Annotated in this window: 15 protein-coding genes; 6 read left to right on the plus strand and 9 right to left on the minus strand. The window is 59.1% G+C overall.

Annotated features, from left to right (window positions below):
* The first annotated feature begins 1,094 nt into the window (after window positions 1-1,094).
* A complete protein-coding gene (locus tag PMI42_RS13455) occupies window positions 1,095-1,859 on the plus strand; it encodes a glycosyltransferase family 2 protein (protein ID WP_035965572.1) in 765 nt (254 codons plus the stop codon).
* Window positions 1,860-1,892: 33 nt separating this feature from the next.
* On the opposite strand, the gene PMI42_RS13460 is transcribed toward PMI42_RS13455, so the two are convergent.
* From PMI42_RS13460 to PMI42_RS13475, 4 genes are read right to left on the minus strand one after another with little or no spacing between them, the layout of a single operon-like run.
* On the minus strand, window positions 1,893-3,065 hold the full coding sequence (locus PMI42_RS13460) for an aminotransferase class III-fold pyridoxal phosphate-dependent enzyme (protein WP_157195745.1): 1,173 nt from the start codon (window positions 3,063-3,065) through the stop codon (window positions 1,893-1,895).
* 8 nt (window positions 3,066-3,073) lie between these two features.
* Window positions 3,074-3,940 carry a radical SAM protein gene (locus tag PMI42_RS40760; protein ID WP_008134901.1) on the minus strand — a complete coding sequence of 289 codons (867 nt, stop codon included), beginning with the start codon at window positions 3,938-3,940 and terminating at the stop codon, window positions 3,074-3,076.
* A complete protein-coding gene (locus PMI42_RS13470) occupies window positions 3,941-4,414 on the minus strand; it encodes an NlpC/P60 family protein (RefSeq protein WP_035965573.1) in 474 nt (157 codons plus the stop codon).
* 9 nt (window positions 4,415-4,423) lie between these two features.
* Window positions 4,424-4,750, minus strand: coding sequence for a hypothetical protein (locus PMI42_RS13475; protein WP_157195746.1), 327 nt, complete (start codon window positions 4,748-4,750; stop codon window positions 4,424-4,426).
* 218 nt (window positions 4,751-4,968) lie between these two features.
* Here PMI42_RS13475 and PMI42_RS39130 point away from each other — a divergent pair, with 218 nt between their 5' ends.
* Together PMI42_RS39130 and eno are read left to right on the plus strand one after the other, a co-directional pair.
* A complete protein-coding gene (locus PMI42_RS39130) occupies window positions 4,969-5,919 on the plus strand; it encodes an NHL repeat-containing protein (RefSeq protein WP_008134905.1) in 951 nt (316 codons plus the stop codon).
* Window positions 5,920-5,956: 37 nt separating this feature from the next.
* Complete coding sequence (gene eno / locus PMI42_RS13480; protein WP_035965575.1) at window positions 5,957-7,270, plus strand: phosphopyruvate hydratase; 1,314 nt, start codon at window positions 5,957-5,959, stop codon at window positions 7,268-7,270.
* Here the strand turns inward: eno and PMI42_RS13485 are convergent.
* The 5 genes from PMI42_RS13485 to PMI42_RS13505 are packed head-to-tail and all read right to left on the minus strand — an operon-like array spanning window position 7,267 to window position 12,318.
* On the minus strand, window positions 7,267-8,379 hold the full coding sequence (locus PMI42_RS13485) for a nucleoside-diphosphate kinase (protein ID WP_008134910.1): 1,113 nt from the start codon (window positions 8,377-8,379) through the stop codon (window positions 7,267-7,269). The two genes, eno and PMI42_RS13485, sit on opposite strands and share 4 nt — an antisense overlap.
* A 6-nt stretch (window positions 8,380-8,385) precedes the next feature.
* On the minus strand, window positions 8,386-9,540 hold the full coding sequence (locus PMI42_RS13490; RefSeq protein WP_008134911.1) for a pyridoxal phosphate-dependent aminotransferase: 1,155 nt from the start codon (window positions 9,538-9,540) through the stop codon (window positions 8,386-8,388).
* A 32-nt stretch (window positions 9,541-9,572) separates the two neighbouring features.
* Window positions 9,573-10,568, minus strand: a complete 996-nt coding sequence (locus tag PMI42_RS13495; RefSeq protein WP_008134914.1) for an NAD(P)-dependent oxidoreductase — start codon at window positions 10,566-10,568, stop codon at window positions 9,573-9,575.
* On the minus strand, window positions 10,565-11,365 hold the full coding sequence (locus tag PMI42_RS13500) for a hypothetical protein (RefSeq protein ID WP_008134915.1): 801 nt from the start codon (window positions 11,363-11,365) through the stop codon (window positions 10,565-10,567). The genes PMI42_RS13495 and PMI42_RS13500 overlap by 4 nt, the downstream gene beginning before the upstream one ends.
* A gap of 2 nt (window positions 11,366-11,367) precedes the next feature.
* The gene (locus tag PMI42_RS13505) at window positions 11,368-12,318 is read right to left on the minus strand and encodes a U32 family peptidase (RefSeq protein WP_157195747.1); all 951 of its coding nucleotides are present in this window, start codon (window positions 12,316-12,318) and stop codon (window positions 11,368-11,370) included.
* Between the two features lie 182 nt (window positions 12,319-12,500).
* Between PMI42_RS13505 and PMI42_RS13510 the strand changes: the two genes are divergently transcribed.
* From PMI42_RS13510 to PMI42_RS13520, 3 genes are read left to right on the plus strand one after another with little or no spacing between them, the layout of a single operon-like run.
* Window positions 12,501-13,313 carry an iron-containing redox enzyme family protein gene (locus tag PMI42_RS13510; protein ID WP_008134919.1) on the plus strand — a complete coding sequence of 271 codons (813 nt, stop codon included), beginning with the start codon at window positions 12,501-12,503 and terminating at the stop codon, window positions 13,311-13,313.
* Window positions 13,314-13,344: 31 nt separating this feature from the next.
* Window positions 13,345-13,785 carry an HIT family protein gene (locus tag PMI42_RS13515; protein ID WP_008134920.1) on the plus strand — a complete coding sequence of 147 codons (441 nt, stop codon included), beginning with the start codon at window positions 13,345-13,347 and terminating at the stop codon, window positions 13,783-13,785.
* Window positions 13,778-14,848: a phosphotransferase family protein gene (locus PMI42_RS13520; protein ID WP_008134922.1), complete on the plus strand. Its 1,071-nt coding sequence runs from the start codon at window positions 13,778-13,780 to the stop codon at window positions 14,846-14,848. The genes PMI42_RS13515 and PMI42_RS13520 overlap by 8 nt, the downstream gene beginning before the upstream one ends.
* Window positions 14,849-14,857: the final 9 nt, after the last annotated feature.

Genomic DNA, 14,857 nt, shown 5'->3' on the forward strand with positions numbered 1-14,857 from the left:
CGCTTGCGGTGGCTCGGCCATAAGGCCGGATCGTTGTCGCCAGCCGTCAGCTCCAGGTTCGCTTGCGTCCTGTGACGGACATTCGGCTTGCATTCGAAACGTTGAAGACGATCATGATGTTAAGACTTTCGGGTTCGCTACTAAAGCGACCCTCGCTCACTTCCGCGGGCAAGAGTTCGCGGCGGAGTAGTTGCGTGCTGATGGCATACGGGCGATGCCTTCGGCCCGCGCTCTACTCGTCGCTTCGCTCCTCACCGAGCCACCCTATGGGTGTCTCGGCCCTTCGGGTTACGATCGCTATCGCACATGCCGCAAACAATGGAGGCTTCGCAAGTCAACTGCCAAGTCGCGCCGGCTTTTTCGCAATGAATCCGGCGCCCCGGATGCGCCCCACAGAGCTCCGCTACTGGCGGATGGAACCTGATCCAGATCCACGATCACGAAACACACGTTGTCTTGCTTGTGACCACGCCCAGCCAGCGAACCAACACCGGCAGCAGAGAGTCCGCTGTTCGTTGGAGCGCAACAAAATGCAACAAAACGCAAGGTTGCGAAAAGTTGCTACCACACCTGTGCATCTTCGGAATTATTGCCATCAGACGCCGCTCGGTCGACGTGAACGACCCACGCGGGGGAGTGCTCCAAAACAGCAGACCTATCGGATTCTGGCGGAGAGAGCGCGGATGGCAAGGAACCGTGCTCTCTGAGAATATGCCGGGACTGCCTACTCGAAATGCAAACTCTAGGAGCTCCCCCTGTAAACTAGGGCGGGGCTGCTTGATCGGTCCAAACAGGCCCTTGATTCCTGACCGACAGGCGTCCCGTTGGATTGATGACCGCTTTCCTGTTTTGGAAGTCAAACCGTTAAGGCTCACTGTTACGGCTTTAGGGAGTGGCATCGAAATCAGATATGGCCCAACTTTTCGAGTGCTTGGAGAGCTCAATAATCGATAGCTCATCGTGTCATTTGCGAAATCGATTCTAAGAAATGTCGTCGGGGGCAATCCGACTGTTGTTCGTGTATTCCACCAAGAAATGCTCTGTATGCAAGGGAACGATCCGCCGGTTTTGAGTGTGCCTCTGGCCTCAACTTCGTGCTACTGTTCGAACTGATCCAGGCGATCAACATGGGCGTCGACGTTTCAACGGAACCAATCTCAAAGTTGATGTGCCTTCTTCCTGTGAGAAATGGCGGGCACATTTTGCGAAGGTATTTCGATAGTGTGAGAACCTTCTGTTCCGGCGTGATTGCACTTGACGACGGTAGCACTGACGACACTCGTTCGGTGTTGGCGGCCGAAGGAATGGTGAAGGCTTTGCTCATCAATCAGCCTCGCCCAAGCTATCGCGGCTGGAACGATTCCACGAACCGTCAGCGATTGCTCGATGCGTGTGAGGATTTCTCGCCGCAATGGGTCATCTGGATCGATGCCGACGAGATCATTCCGGCGACCGACATACCCTTGTTAAGGCGCTTCCTCGATACGGAGGCTAATCCGGCTCTTGCATACGGCTTTGAAGTGCTGCGGATGATCGGCGACGAAAATCATTACGACAAAAACAAGCTGTGGGGCTATCGCATGTTCGCCTATCGTCAGGGTTACACACTCCCCAGACGAACCCTTCATTTCGAGCCGGTGCCTGTCCAAATAGACCGATGCGCGTGGAAACGGACGCGCCTGAGGATCGCGCATTTTGGCAGCCTCACGGCCACGATGCGAAGGGCGAGGTACGCCAAATATCGCGAAGCTGATCCAAATCGGCAGTGGCAGTCTTCCTATTCCGAGCTTCTGGATAAGCCGGGGCATATTTGGGATCTTTGTCCCCTGGCGGAGGGCACCAAGATCGTCATCGAATGACCCCGACTGGTTAGAGTTCGTGATCGTGTTCTGTTAGACCGCTATCACTTCCGCAATCAGATCTGCTGCGGTGAGGAGATTGGCTAGCTCTGAATTTAGGGGCGGCGTGAGCATCAAGTGGCAGTCTCCGGGAGAAAGCGTTGCAAAGAGCCCGCGCTTTCTCAGGCGACGTAGCAGGTGCGACGGTGTGATGCCCGCGTCGCGACCGTGCGCCCAGTTCAAATGCAGGGCAAGTTCGAGGCCCTCACCATGCAGGCCAGTTGCGAAACCGAGGCCGGAAATGTTGTCGAGAAGGCGCTTTTCGAGTTCTGCTGCGGCTTGCTTAGCTAGAGCTCCCAGTTCTCGGTCCGTATGGTAGCGGAGCGTCGCTAACGCAGCGGCTGAGCCGGCTGGCGCGCCGGCGAAGGTGGAGGCAAATGCCTCGGGTTCGAGGAATCTAGTGAGGTCCGCGGAAACAAGACACAGGGAGAGCGGGTAGAGGCCGTTTGTGAGCGCCTTTCCGCAAACAACGATGTCGGGTTTGATCGCCCGACGTTGGCAAGACAGGAGGCTCCCTGTCCGGTTTATGCCGGTGCCAACCTCATCGCAAATCAGGAGAATCCCAAGCTCCTCGGCGAGCCGACTGATAAGGGATAGAAATTCCGCGGGGACCACGTAACACCCACCATTCGTCAGCACCGTCTCGAAGACAATCGCGCCGGCGTCTTCAGCTTTGCGGATCAGGTCCTCGATATCAGTCAGCCGACTGCTGCCGGGAGCGGGCATCAGCACCCGGTGGCGTTCCAAATCTAGAGGATCGAGATGCGACGCTGCAATGCCCCCGGCCAGGGCAGCGCCGGTGTTGCTGCCATGATAGCTCGCTGCGAACGAAATGACCCCCGGACGGCCGGTTACCAGCCGCGCTACTTTGAGCGCATTGTCGATTCCGTCCCCACCCGAGCAACCAGGGATCACCACATAGCCCGGCACAAAGGCGCCGAACATATCTTTAAGCCGCTCGAAGTAATCGTCAGTACACCAAGAGGGACGAAAAGTCATTGTGGAGAGGCAACGAGACCATTCGTCGCGAATCTCCGCGCAATTCCATCCTGCGTTGACGACATTCCACCCGGAGGTTAGGTCGATGTACTTATTGCCATCATCATCCCAAATATGGCCCCCGCGCGCGGATTTGAGGCGGAAAGGCAGCTCAGTCGCATCTGTCATTGGGAACATTAGACTTGATGCCCTCCCGCTTCGCCTGCTGCCTTCTTACAGTTTCTGCAGTGAGAAATCTCCCTGCGCCCGCAAGTGGCGAGGGAGCTACGGAATCGGCGAGCGTTCTCCAAGATTAGACCAAGGTCATCCCTGAAGATATTGCCAAGGATACCCTCCGAGCGGAAAGAGAGAAGGCAAACATGGACGTTCCCTGTGACAGTGATGGCAAGCGAATTGCCAGCCCAAAAGCAGGGACCATTCGGAATCTCGCCTTCATCAAACACTGACTCCTCACCTCGGGCTCCGATGGGAGCGACTCTAGTCCATTCGTCACAGCGACGAGCAAGGGAAACAAGCCTGGGATCGTAGGGCGAGCGACCACCGTAATAGATCTCGTAGACGCCGATCTGAGGCGTCGTGCTCCCGGCCGTGTCTCTTGCATCCAACAGCATCTTGAGCCCGCGCAATGCGGGCTCCCAGGTTCCGGGACCCCGATTGGCTTCGTGCGCAGTCGCGTTGCCCCCATCGATGGACACGTAGAACAAATCGTCCGGCCGGCTATGCTCGACAATCCCTTCGCATATCGAAGCGTTAAGCAAGGCGCCGTTGGTATGAAGCTCAAGCGGCACGAGTGGGAGCGCGCTCAGGCGTGCCTTCAGTAATTCCGTAAGACGCTTATTGGTTAGTGGTTCACCGCGCCAATTCAGATGCAGCTTCGCGATCGAAATGGAGTCTGACGAAAGCCGTTCCAACACCTTTCGAAACTCGGCCAGCGACATCACGGCATTCTCATGCGCTTGCTTTGTGTAGCAGTCCCGGCACGCAAGATTGCAGGCGCCGGAAACGTCCATCCATACCCATATTTTGGCTGGCGCCGCTTGCATTTAGAAGGCCTGCACAGCGGACCAGTCGACGACCCGAAGCGCACTTCTCTTTCCGTCTAGCGCGCCTTCGATCTCCCGCCATTGGCGTCGCCAAATAACTTCGGAAGACGGATCGATCCGGACAACTTTGCCGACGGATGAAGAAGCCCACATCCAACTATTGTCGAGCAATCTAATTGCAGCGTGCTCATAGATCGAATCTTCGTCCCAGTCGAAAAAAGCCAGCGTGCATCGACAGCCTGAATCCGGATCGTGCGTTGCCTGGGTTATCCCCCGATATCCCTTGCCAAGTTGATCAGCCGTCATCCACGGTAACTTAGCTACATTGACCCGGAGTGTTTCTCGGATGCCTCGGACGATGAGGCTGGAACAATCGATGCCCGCGCGGCTCCGCCCGCCAAATCGATACGGCGCGCCCACCAGCCTGGTCAGGGCGCGCTGAAACGCGAACTCCCGGCGCGAAAGACCCCGCATCTTCGGACCTTACGCAAACGGCTGCACGCCTGTGATCGCTATCAACTTGGACTTAAGTTCCTTTTTGCCGTAGCTTGAGCCGTTGCCGACGACCATGGTGCCGAAGACTAAGTCGTATTCATAATCCACGGTTGGCCACCAGGGCGGGATGTAAAGGATTGCCTCCAATCCATCGGCAACGGCTTCGCCATCGGCCTTAGTCTCCAGGAGTGTGACGACCGCCGGGCTGCCCGGCTTCACGCGCCCCTTCACCGGTATCTTCTTTCTGCCAAACCGGACTTCTCCGCTCAATCCTGCCCGGTCGGCCTTGCGGATATCGAGCTGTGCCTCGCCCATACTCGCGGCCTTCAGCTCGGGCTTTGTTTGGTGTGCCGCTAACGAGAGTCTCCAAAGGCCGCGAATTCTAATCGACGCCATGTTCCTGCCCTCCCCTTATTACGAGCGAGCCACCCCCCTGCCGGTGCCCTGTGGCCGAATGCTCAATTCGATTAGCTTAATCGATCAATTTATGATTGCATAGCCGAAGGTCGCGCGCTCCCCGGAAAGATATTGAAATGAGTCATTGGGCCGCTCGGAAAGGAAACGTCTCGCACGCCACCGTCGATGGTCGTCAAGTCGAGTCCACGCAGATCGCCGCGATGGATGGCCATGATCGACAGCATGCCAAGCTTTCCGCAATTCCGAACGGGCGCAGATCTCTGCTATGGGCGACAGATGATTTGGGGAGGGTGTTCTGCCTTGATGCCTGCGGTGGAATCGTATTTGCTCCGCTGCCAGCGAAATGGCGCGCCCTGCAGATCGTTGTGTCCGCATCCGGCAGAGTTTGGGTGACGGCACGCTGTGCAGAGCAGCAAACGTACGCCGTTTGGAGTTTGTCTTCGGATCTTTACGAGTGGAGCTGCTGGGCCAAGAGCCATGCGCCTTACCAGATCGCCGGCGCATCGGCGGATGGGTGTTGGATGCTTCAGAAACGCAGGCTTGAGCTTGCCGCTGATCAACAGAATCAGCCCTCATGGATGCCTTTCGACGCCACGCAAATCAGCGAAGGCCTCGATGGCACTCTTTGGGCTATCGACGGGAAGAGTCGCTACGGCGGCTTTGCTGTTTGGCGTCGGAGCAAAGGCTCCGATGCCTGGTTTATGCTGCCACCGCCCGCCAGCGCGATCCGAATTTCGGGTGCCCCCGACGGGACCGCCTGGAGCGCCAACTCTCGAGGCGATATCTGGCGGTTTCATCCGAACGGAGCTGGCAACTTCCGCGAATGCAACGCCGTCGCGAATTGTCGAAACTGCCTGTACTCACCCCAACAGAGCTCTGTCAAAGACCTCAGCATTGGACCGGATGGGGTGCTTTGGTTTCTCTCGACGTCCACAGCGCCAAATGGTCACTCCATAGGGTGGATGTCGAACTTTCTCTTGAAAGATAGTCGCTATCCTGCTCCTTCGAAGGGAGCTGTGTCTCTTGCAGCGAGCATGGTTAGAGCCGCTGACACGGCATCGATTTGAAGCGGCCGATGAGTTTCGCTGACGACGAGGAGTTTATGTGAAAGACCCGCGTATCGCGTCTGTTCATCCTCGCAGGGTGTGGGATTCCCGCGGCCGGCCCACCGTGGAGGTGGAGGTCACGCTGCGTTCTGGCCTGCGGGGTAGGGCGATCGCGCCTGCGGGGGTGTCCACCGGGTCAGGTGAAGCGATTGACCGGCGCGATGGCGGATCGCGTTTCGGAGGCCACGACGTCCGGGGGGCGATCGAAGCCGTTCGAACCGAGATTGCTTCCCTGTTGTTCTCGCGTGATGCGACCGACCAAGAAGGCATCGATCGGGCGATGATTGCTTGCGACGGGACGCCGAACAAGAGCCGCTTCGGCGCCAATGCGATGATTGCGACATCGATGGCGGTGCTTCACGCAGCTGCGGCCGCGAGTGACCTGCCGCTCTGGCGCTATTGCAGCGGCGAGACCGCAGTTCAAATCCCACTACCTGAGATTCAGATCTTCGGCGGCGGGGCGCATGCGGGCTGGCGCGTCGACATTCAGGAATGCATGGTGGTCTGCCTGGGCGCGGCCACCTTCGCGGAGGCTCTCGACTGGACGTCGGAAGTCTATCGAGCTGCAGGCGAGCTGATGCAGCGACGCGGGCTGTTGCAGGGGATTGCTGACCAGGGTGGCTACTGGCCCTGCTTCCGCTCGAACGAGGAGACGCTAGACGCGCTTATGGAAGCGATCGCGAGGGCGGGCCTCAGGCCTGGCAAGGATATCGCGATTTCGATTGACGTGGCGGCTTCAGCATTCGGAAAGAGCGGCCGATATACGCTGGCCCTCGATGGCAGCCGCCTTGATACCGCTGGTATGATTGAACTGCTGACCGGCTGGCTCGATGCTTATCCGATCTGTTCAATTGAAGACCCGCTTGGTGAGGATGACACGGAGGGATTCGTCGATTTTACGGCTAGGAACGGCCGACGCTGCCAGATCATAGGCGACGATTTCCTGGTCACGAACGCGCAACGTATACGCAAGGCAGCCGCTGACTGCTCGGTCAATTCCGCATTGATCAAGCCCAGTCAGGCCGGCACAATCACGGAGGCCCGCGAAGCGTTGGACGCTGGTCTCGTCGCGGGATTCGGCATGATTGTATCTGGTCGTTCCGGGGACAGCGAGGATTTGACGGTTGCACATCTGGCGGTCGGATGGAATGCGGGCCAATTGAAGGTTGGCTCGTTTGCGCGCTCGGAGCGCATGGCGAAGTGGAACGAGCTCCTGCGTATCGAGGAGCAACTCGGTGGGACAGCCAGACTGGCTCGTCTTCCTTTCTTCGGCGAGCACGGCATCCGGAGCGGTCTGCGGCGAGGCGTTTAGATAAGGAGTCCCCGTCCACAGAGCCAGCCTTCCGTGCCGTCGCTCGGCACCAGTGCCACCTCATCGTCGAAGCTGTGATGGATTGTCGCTGCCGCAAATACCAGGTGGTCCCATGTGATCGGCATCCCGGCCGCCGCGAGTTCCCGCTCGAATGGCATCCATGCCAGGAATCGGCCTTGTGCGCAGGCAGCTCTGGTACGCTCGAACCTTCGGTAGATACAATCAAGCGCCGGATTGTCGGCCGACTTTACTCTCAGGTCAGCTGCGAGGCGAGCGATCGAGATGTCCTTGGCGAGCTCGTGTGCCGGAAAGGTATCGTGCAGCGCCTGGATCGCGCCTTCCACTCCCGCAACATTCGGCCGATCAACGGCTTGGACGATCGCCGCATACAGCGCCCGGCGCTCGTCCTCCGCAAACAAAATGCCCATCTCGCGAACGAGGTCGGCCGGTTCGTCAGGCGCATGAATGAATTTCAAGAGCCGGCTCCAGGACTTCATGACGAAGCGAAGGTGCTCGGCCGTCTGTTGCTCGGGCCTTGACGGACCCTTGAGCATTTGGAGACGCACAGAAGCCGGTAGTCGCCGCTCAGACGCGGGCGTATCGTCGCGCAGGAAAAGCATGAAGGACGGACTCATGCCAGCGAGTAGGGTGTTCAGGCGCATGCGGTCGAGCGTGAGCTGGTTTAGCTGAAAGCGCCAGTCTTCTCGCAGATGCAGACGGCCATAGCGGAATGACGTGCCGAGCAGCGGAGTGAAATGGTGACGACGGAGGAAAGCAAGCGCGAGTGGAATGCGCCGTCCGACGATTGCGTCAGGTTTGAACACCAATGCCGTGACGGATTGCAGCAGGCGGATGGCGTCTGCTCCTAAAATAAATCTCGCATCGGCCAGCGATTCGCGAAAGTAGCTCTCGGAGCCATAGTATTTGATTTTGTCCGGAACCGTCGTCATCAGTCTCCAGTCCAGCCAACTGCGCTCGCTGGTCAGGGTCCTGCCGGTTGGGGCATCGACCAGCCAGCCGTCTGCCTCGCCACTCGCGGCGGATACCCGCGGTGTCTGTGGCGTCGCCCCAATGCTTTCGGTTCGCAACGCAGGCAGTTTTTTGGCCATCCTGGTTCAGCTTGTCCGGCAAACGTAATCGACAAAGCGCTCCATGCCAGCCTCGATATCCTTGGTCGAGCCGGCGTATGAAAAGCGGATCATCTCGCGGCCGCGTTGGGCATCAAAGTCGACGCCGGGGGTGATGGCAACGCCGGTCTCTTCAAGGAGCCTCGAACAGAACGCAGCGCTGCCGCCAGTCAGGTCGGGACAGCGTGCATAGACGTAGAAGGCCCCGTCCGGTGGAGCAATCTCGGTGATTCCCGCGCTGGCTAACCCCGACATCACGGCCGCACGGCCAAGGGCGTAGCGCTCCAGATGACCACACAGCTCGTCCTCGGCGCCGAGAGCGGCCGTCGCGGCGATCTGGGATATCGTTGTAGGCGCGATAAACAAGTTCTGCGCCAGTTTCTCCACCGCGCGCACGAGATCGGGCGGCAGGACGAGCCATCCAATGCGCCAACCGGTCATCGAAAAGTATTTGGAGAAGCTGTTAACGACGATCACCTGGTCGTTGAAGCTCGCTGCGGTGGTGGCATGCTGCCCGAATGTGATGCCGTGATAAATCTCGTCGGAGATCAGCCGTATGCCGCGCGTCGCGCACCAATGGACCAGATTGCTCATCGCAGTGCGGTCCAGCATGCTGCCGGTCGGATTGGAGGGGCTTGCAACGATCACCCCGTCAACGTCCCCGCCATGAGACTCCAGCAGCTCGGAGGTCAATTGATAATGAGTATCCGCTCCCACCGCGATCGACACGACCTCGATGCCGAGAGAGGCCAGAATGTTGCGATAGCAGGGGTAGCCGGGCTCGGCGACGGCGACTCGGCTGCCCACGTCAAAGGCTGCCAGGAACGCGAGGACGAAGCCGCCCGATGAGCCGGCTGTCGCAATGATGCGGTCTGGCGGAAGGTCAAGACCGTAGCGCCTCCTATAGAGGTCGGCAATTCCTTTGCGCAGCTCCATCTGCCCGACCGCGACGGTATAGCCCAAGGGCTGCGCCCGCATCGCCGCCTCAGCAGCCGCCAAGGCCCGGGTTGGAGCACTCGTCGAGGGTTGCCCCACCTCAAGGTGATAGACCCGTCGTCCGGCTCGTTCGATTTGCTCGGCCTTCTCCATCACGTCCATCACGACGAACGGGGCAATCGCACTGCGGCGAGAAATACTCAGCATCGCAACCTCTCTTTCACCGACCTGCAGGGTGTTTAACCGCCCGCCTCTGCGCCAGCCGGCATACCGCCCGACCGAATGCAGAATAACAAGGGTTCGGCGCGCCGCAGCCGGATCAGATTGTCGGCAATCTGCTGGATACGCCGGTCAACGGTTCCCGTGGTCCAGGCCGAGATGTGCGGCGTCATCACCACGTTGGGCAAGCTGTGAAAAGCGAACCGGGAGGGGGGTGGTGCCGGATCGCTGGGAGTTGGGTAGCGATACCAGACGTCGAGTACTGCCCCGCCGAGGCGCTGCTCGCGGCATGCATCGAACAAAGCTGCCTCATCGACGCACTCGCCACGCGCAACATTGATCAGGACCGCTGATCGCTGCGCCCGGCCGAGCACGCGCGCACCGATCAATCCCCGGGTCTCGTCAGTCAACGCAATTGCCACGACGATGTAGTCAGCCTCAGCGACAATTTCGGCAATATCGGCCAAAGGGCGCAGTTCAGCGACGCCGGGAGGAGGCGGTCCCAGCGTGCGATTACACCCAACGACCCTCATTCCCAGCGCGGATGCTCTCTTAGCAATGGCACGGCCAATGCCGCCGCAACCGATGATCCCGAGCGTGGCACCCGAAAGCTCGCGCCGCAGTGGCCCGCCGGCCCGGCTGCCCATTCCCCACGACCCCATCCCGAAGTCGGCAACGATGTGGAGCAGATTCCGTGCAGCTGCCAGCATGGTCATGATGACGTACTCAGCCACAGCCACGTCATGACCGGTAACATTGCAGATCATGACTGTCGATGGAACGGCGCCCAGATCGATCTGATCGATGCCGACGAGAGGCACCTGGATCAACCGCAGCGTCGGAGGGGCGGGCCAGCCCGACCGATAGGACGGCGTGATCAGCGCCTCGAAGTCTACGACCGCGGGGTTTGGCTGAGCAGGGTCGAACGGTAGAAAGCGCCAGGCCCCTGACGTCGCTTCGGTCAACTTGTCGATCCAGCCGATTGCCATGGAACCCACAACCAGAGCGACACTCATTGGCCGAGTCCCGACGGTTCGCGGCGTGTATCGACCATCTTGCGCGGCACGCCAAAGGCCTTGAGGATGCGTTGCCCGGCGCGGGGCGAAAGTGCGAACAGGCAGCCGAGCAGACGGTCATCAGGCGTGAGATGGGCTTGGAAGTGCCGGTCGACTTTCTTCTTTCCGCACAGGGGGAGCGTCCGGTAGAAGCCCGCAACGCCTTCTGCGGCGCCTTCGATCACGCCGCTCCGCTCGTCCAGGCGGCGGCCAGGTGCCAATTCGGCCGCGATGTCCCGCACTGCCGGCATCAAGACCTCGGGAAATGATTCCCCTTCAAGTGCCGGATAGATCACCGTATCGATGACGCCTGCGAATGCTCGCATTGCGGAGAAGGACTTTGGGTTGTACGTCTTGATGACGATGACCGGCGGGAATGGTGATCCGTTTGCTAGTAGGCCCATGAACAGCGCCCGCCACATCGCGGCCAAAGCGGGACCGCGATGCCAGGTCTCTCCAATCAGAACGGTCTTAATGTGCAAGAAGCGCGTTGACTGTCCGGTGCACCAGTCGGCGACGGCAATGCCGATGCACCGGCCGTTGGCGGTTTCGCGCGCGAGAACCGTCACTTCTTGCGCGCCGAGGAGCGCCGGCTTTGTCCGGAAATAGTCGGCCACTCCGTAGGTGGGCATGGCGGCGACGAGATCAGCGACGATGCCGGCCTGACTTTCGGTACTCAGCGGCGGCGATGAACGGGTGAAGATTTCCGTCTTGAAACGTGCCTCATGCGTTGCCAGCACGGAAACCGCGATACCCATTGTCAGCCCCCCGGCGCGACCGGAAGGCAGACCAGCCGGTCAGCTGCTTCTATTGGGGCGATTGCTCCGGGCCCGTGCACCTTCAGATATTCGAGGCCCACCCTAACGCGGCGCACCCGTTCCGCCGCGGCCTCGGGCTTAACGCTGTCGTATGGGTGGTCTTGAACGCTTGCCCCCATCTTAAAAAACATGGGGGCCGAAATCTGCACCATTTCAGCAAGTTCGAACCAGCGGATGAACCCGCCCTTGGACTTGTAAACGTCAGTCGGGATATCGAGCACCGTACCAGGGGCGGCCTTGCGCATCGCCTGTAGCACAGGCAAGCCAAGGTCATGCGCGGTCGTGATGGCGTCTGCCCCGCATTCGGCAAACAATGAGGCGAGCGCAGGATTGGTCGCCATGCAGTGCGAGGACGTCTTCAACACCAGATCGGGTGGCAATTTGCGGCGTGCGCGCAATTGTCCCAAGACCTTGAGCACGCCGACATCATAGACTGTGATACCGCGACATCCGAGCTCGCACAGCCGAAATGCCTCATCGACACATTGGGCAAAAGCGTCGCTATTGTTGAGCTGACGGCCTTGCTCAATGCCGAATTGGGTACGGTAGAATGTCGCCTTGACATCATATTCGGGCCGCGGACCCAGTCCGATCAGCAGGCCATATCCGTTCTCGCGGCACAGCGCGAGCATGTCGCTGATTTCGCTGCTCGACAAGAGAATCGACCCGTGTGTCTCGTCGAAGCGCGTGCAGTACACCTCTTGATCACGCAGTGCCCCAACTGTGGCTTCCAATTGTCGGAAGGTATTGATTGCGGGTATCTCCACTCCGTATTTGCCTCCGTTGCGAAATGATGCGTCGGAGGCACGCAGAGGCTCATCATCTCCAGCCGAATAACCGAGTTCGGCAAGTGCGGCGCGTCCACGTGTTGCGCTTCTGATAACGGCACTCATTTCGATCAATGGTTGAAATAAATTAAAGGTTGCGATAATATAACACTCTCATTTTAAGTGAGCGCTTGTCAACGCTGAACTGTCTACACGGCTTTGCACCGAGAATGCTCCACGGAAGTTTGCGCTCTGTGGCCTCATTTTAATGCCGACGGCAGATCAGAAGCTTGTGGAAGGAGCAGCGTATGAGTGGTTTCTCCAAACCTCTACCGTATGGCATCTATCCTGGCGAACGCGATCCTTTCCCACGCAATGAACTCGCCGATGCAGCGCGTCCGAGGATCGATGCCATCCTCGACGCGATGATCGAGGAGTTCTACGCTAAAATTCCCTACGCGCAGCACCTAGGAACGGCAGAGAAGGTCAATCGCGAGTATTACAAACGCTTCACGATCGAGATCATACTCCGGCTTCGCTTGAAACGGGTGATCGACGGATTGACCATCCATTATTTCGCCAGGACGAATCCGCCTTTAGCCAAGCGGTGGTGTCATTACACTGAAGACGAAATGCTTCATGACGGCCTATTTCTGGCAGATCTCGAACGAGTTGGGATGAGCCGTAAGGAGGTCTACGAAACCGAGCCCTTGCTGGCCACCAAGCTGCTGCAAGGTTATTTCTACTACGGCCTGGAGCATGAAGGCGTGCCGCTGGCGTCCCTCAGCAGTAGCTATTTCATCGAGTACACCGCCTCGCGCACGCAGGAAAAATGGCTGGATAACATCGAGCGTTCCGTAGGTGCGGGAGCGGTCAAGGGCTCGCGCGCGCATGTGGATCATGATGATGCCGATGGCCACGTCGGCTTCGTGTGGGAGGTACTTAGCACCTTCATCAAGACTGAAGCCGACGTCGACAGGATTATAACGCATCTTCGAGCCGTCTATCACCTGTTCATGATGTTCTTTGTCGAGTTGCACGGGCTAGTCATTGCAAGGGCGGCGGAACCGTTTAGCGGCACCTACCAGACGGCGGCGGAGTGCGGCTGCGCACTTGCTTAGAGGTCTTCGTTGGGGCAGGGAGCGGGAATACATGTCCGAACAAGAAGCGTTTGAAGTGAAGTATTCCACCGCGGCTTTGACGATCGCGGAAAATAAGGCCTGGCGCTGGTCGGCGAGGCCGGCTCAATGCACGCTGGGTGCCGCTTTAATTGCCTCGCGGCGTCCCCTGACCTCCCTAGGCGCAATGACTGCGGAAGATGCGTTGTTGTTCGGCGAGATTGTTGCCCTCGCCGAACGGGTGACACGAACGATCCTTGCCCCTGACAAGTTCAATTGTCTCGCATTGATGATGATCGATTCACATCTTCATTTCCATTTCATCCCTCGCTACGCTGGCAGCCGGACGGCATACGGTCTGATCTTTGCGGACGGCGGTTGGCCGGGGTTTCCCGACCTGACCGCGAAACAGGGAGAGGCAAGCCAGCTTTCAGGAATGTTGGCTGCTCTGCGAGCCGGAGCTGGCAATGAATAGTGCGTCCAACGCACCTGATGTCCGCCAGTTGGCTTTTGTACAGAAGGCATGGGCCACGATAGACGGAGCGCCCGACGCAGCAATCGAGGCATTGGACTGCCTGTCCGGCGGCGTGTCCTCGGACGTATGGCGTTGCACACTAAGGTCGGGACGGTGCATCGTTGCCAAGCGTGCGCTGCCCCGGCTTCGCGTCGCGATGGAGTGGCTGGCTGACCCGCGACGTGGTCTGATGGAAGCGCGTTGGCTCGGTCTGATGGCCGAGCATCTGCCCGGCTTCGCGCCGCGTGCGATCGGCTATGTCGCCGACGATCGAGTGCTTTTCATGGAATATCTCGACGAAGCGCTTTTCGCCAACTGGCGCGAGGAACTACTGACCGGCCGCTGCGACGTGCAGGCAGGCAGTCGGCTCGGCGCCGGGGTCGCCTCGACCCATAATGTCTTTGCCGGCCGTACTGACCTTCGAAACTATTTTCACGCACGTGACATTCTTACCGGCACGAGGATTGACCCCTATTTCGACGCGGTCGCCGCTGTTCATCCGGCCCTCCGCAAGGAGATTGCCGAACTGGCGGACAGTTTGCTGCGCGCAGATGCAGTCGTCATTCACGGAGACATCAGTCCGAAGAACGTCCTGGTTGGTACCGGCGGACCGATTCTGCTGGACGCCGAGTGCGCCTGCGTTGGTGAGGCGGCGTTCGATCCGGCATTTTTCCTGGCGCAGCTTTGCTTGAAGAGCATTATTCGCCCGGATTGTGCCGACAGCTTTCACGATCTCGCGGTCGGGTTTATTGAGAGCTATCTGGCCGGGGTGAATTTCGCGTCGAGCTCGAGCATTGATCGCCGGGTGGTGAAGTATCTTCTGCTGTTCATGCTCGGGCGGATCGATGGCAAAGTCCCTGTCCCGTATCTGCAGGCGGCGAAAGACAAAGAATTCGGCCGGCGGTTTGCTTTGACCATGTTCCAGAGCCCGCCTGCGTGCACCGTGGAGCTGCTGGAGCAGTGGCACAGCTATGTTCGCCATGCGGAACGTCGTGAGGTGGCTTTGGAGCGGCCTTGCATTTGAGGAGGAAGG

It is taken from the genome of Bradyrhizobium sp. YR681, assembly GCF_000282615.1.
Taxonomy (GTDB): domain Bacteria; phylum Pseudomonadota; class Alphaproteobacteria; order Rhizobiales; family Xanthobacteraceae; genus Bradyrhizobium.

Coding starts and splice junctions, on each gene's coding strand:
- PMI42_RS13495 (WP_008134914.1), bottom strand. CDS start 10,568: ATGAGTGTCGCTCTGGTTGTGGGTTCCATGGCAATCGGCTGGATCGAC.
- PMI42_RS40760 (WP_008134901.1), bottom strand. CDS start 3,940: ATGCAAGCGGCGCCAGCCAAAATATGGGTATGGATGGACGTTTCCGGC.
- PMI42_RS39130 (WP_008134905.1), top strand. CDS start 4,969: ATGAGTCATTGGGCCGCTCGGAAAGGAAACGTCTCGCACGCCACCGTC.
- PMI42_RS13515 (WP_008134920.1), top strand. CDS start 13,345: ATGTCCGAACAAGAAGCGTTTGAAGTGAAGTATTCCACCGCGGCTTTG.
- PMI42_RS13470 (WP_035965573.1), bottom strand. CDS start 4,414: ATGCGGGGTCTTTCGCGCCGGGAGTTCGCGTTTCAGCGCGCCCTGACC.
- PMI42_RS13520 (WP_008134922.1), top strand. CDS start 13,778: ATGAATAGTGCGTCCAACGCACCTGATGTCCGCCAGTTGGCTTTTGTA.
- PMI42_RS13475 (WP_157195746.1), bottom strand. CDS start 4,750: ATGGGCGAGGCACAGCTCGATATCCGCAAGGCCGACCGGGCAGGATTG.
- PMI42_RS13500 (WP_008134915.1), bottom strand. CDS start 11,365: ATGGGTATCGCGGTTTCCGTGCTGGCAACGCATGAGGCACGTTTCAAG.
- PMI42_RS13485 (WP_008134910.1), bottom strand. CDS start 8,379: ATGGCCAAAAAACTGCCTGCGTTGCGAACCGAAAGCATTGGGGCGACG.
- PMI42_RS13505 (WP_157195747.1), bottom strand. CDS start 12,318: ATGAGTGCCGTTATCAGAAGCGCAACACGTGGACGCGCCGCACTTGCC.
- PMI42_RS13460 (WP_157195745.1), bottom strand. CDS start 3,065: ATGACAGATGCGACTGAGCTGCCTTTCCGCCTCAAATCCGCGCGCGGG.
- PMI42_RS13490 (WP_008134911.1), bottom strand. CDS start 9,540: ATGCTGAGTATTTCTCGCCGCAGTGCGATTGCCCCGTTCGTCGTGATG.
- PMI42_RS13510 (WP_008134919.1), top strand. CDS start 12,501: ATGAGTGGTTTCTCCAAACCTCTACCGTATGGCATCTATCCTGGCGAA.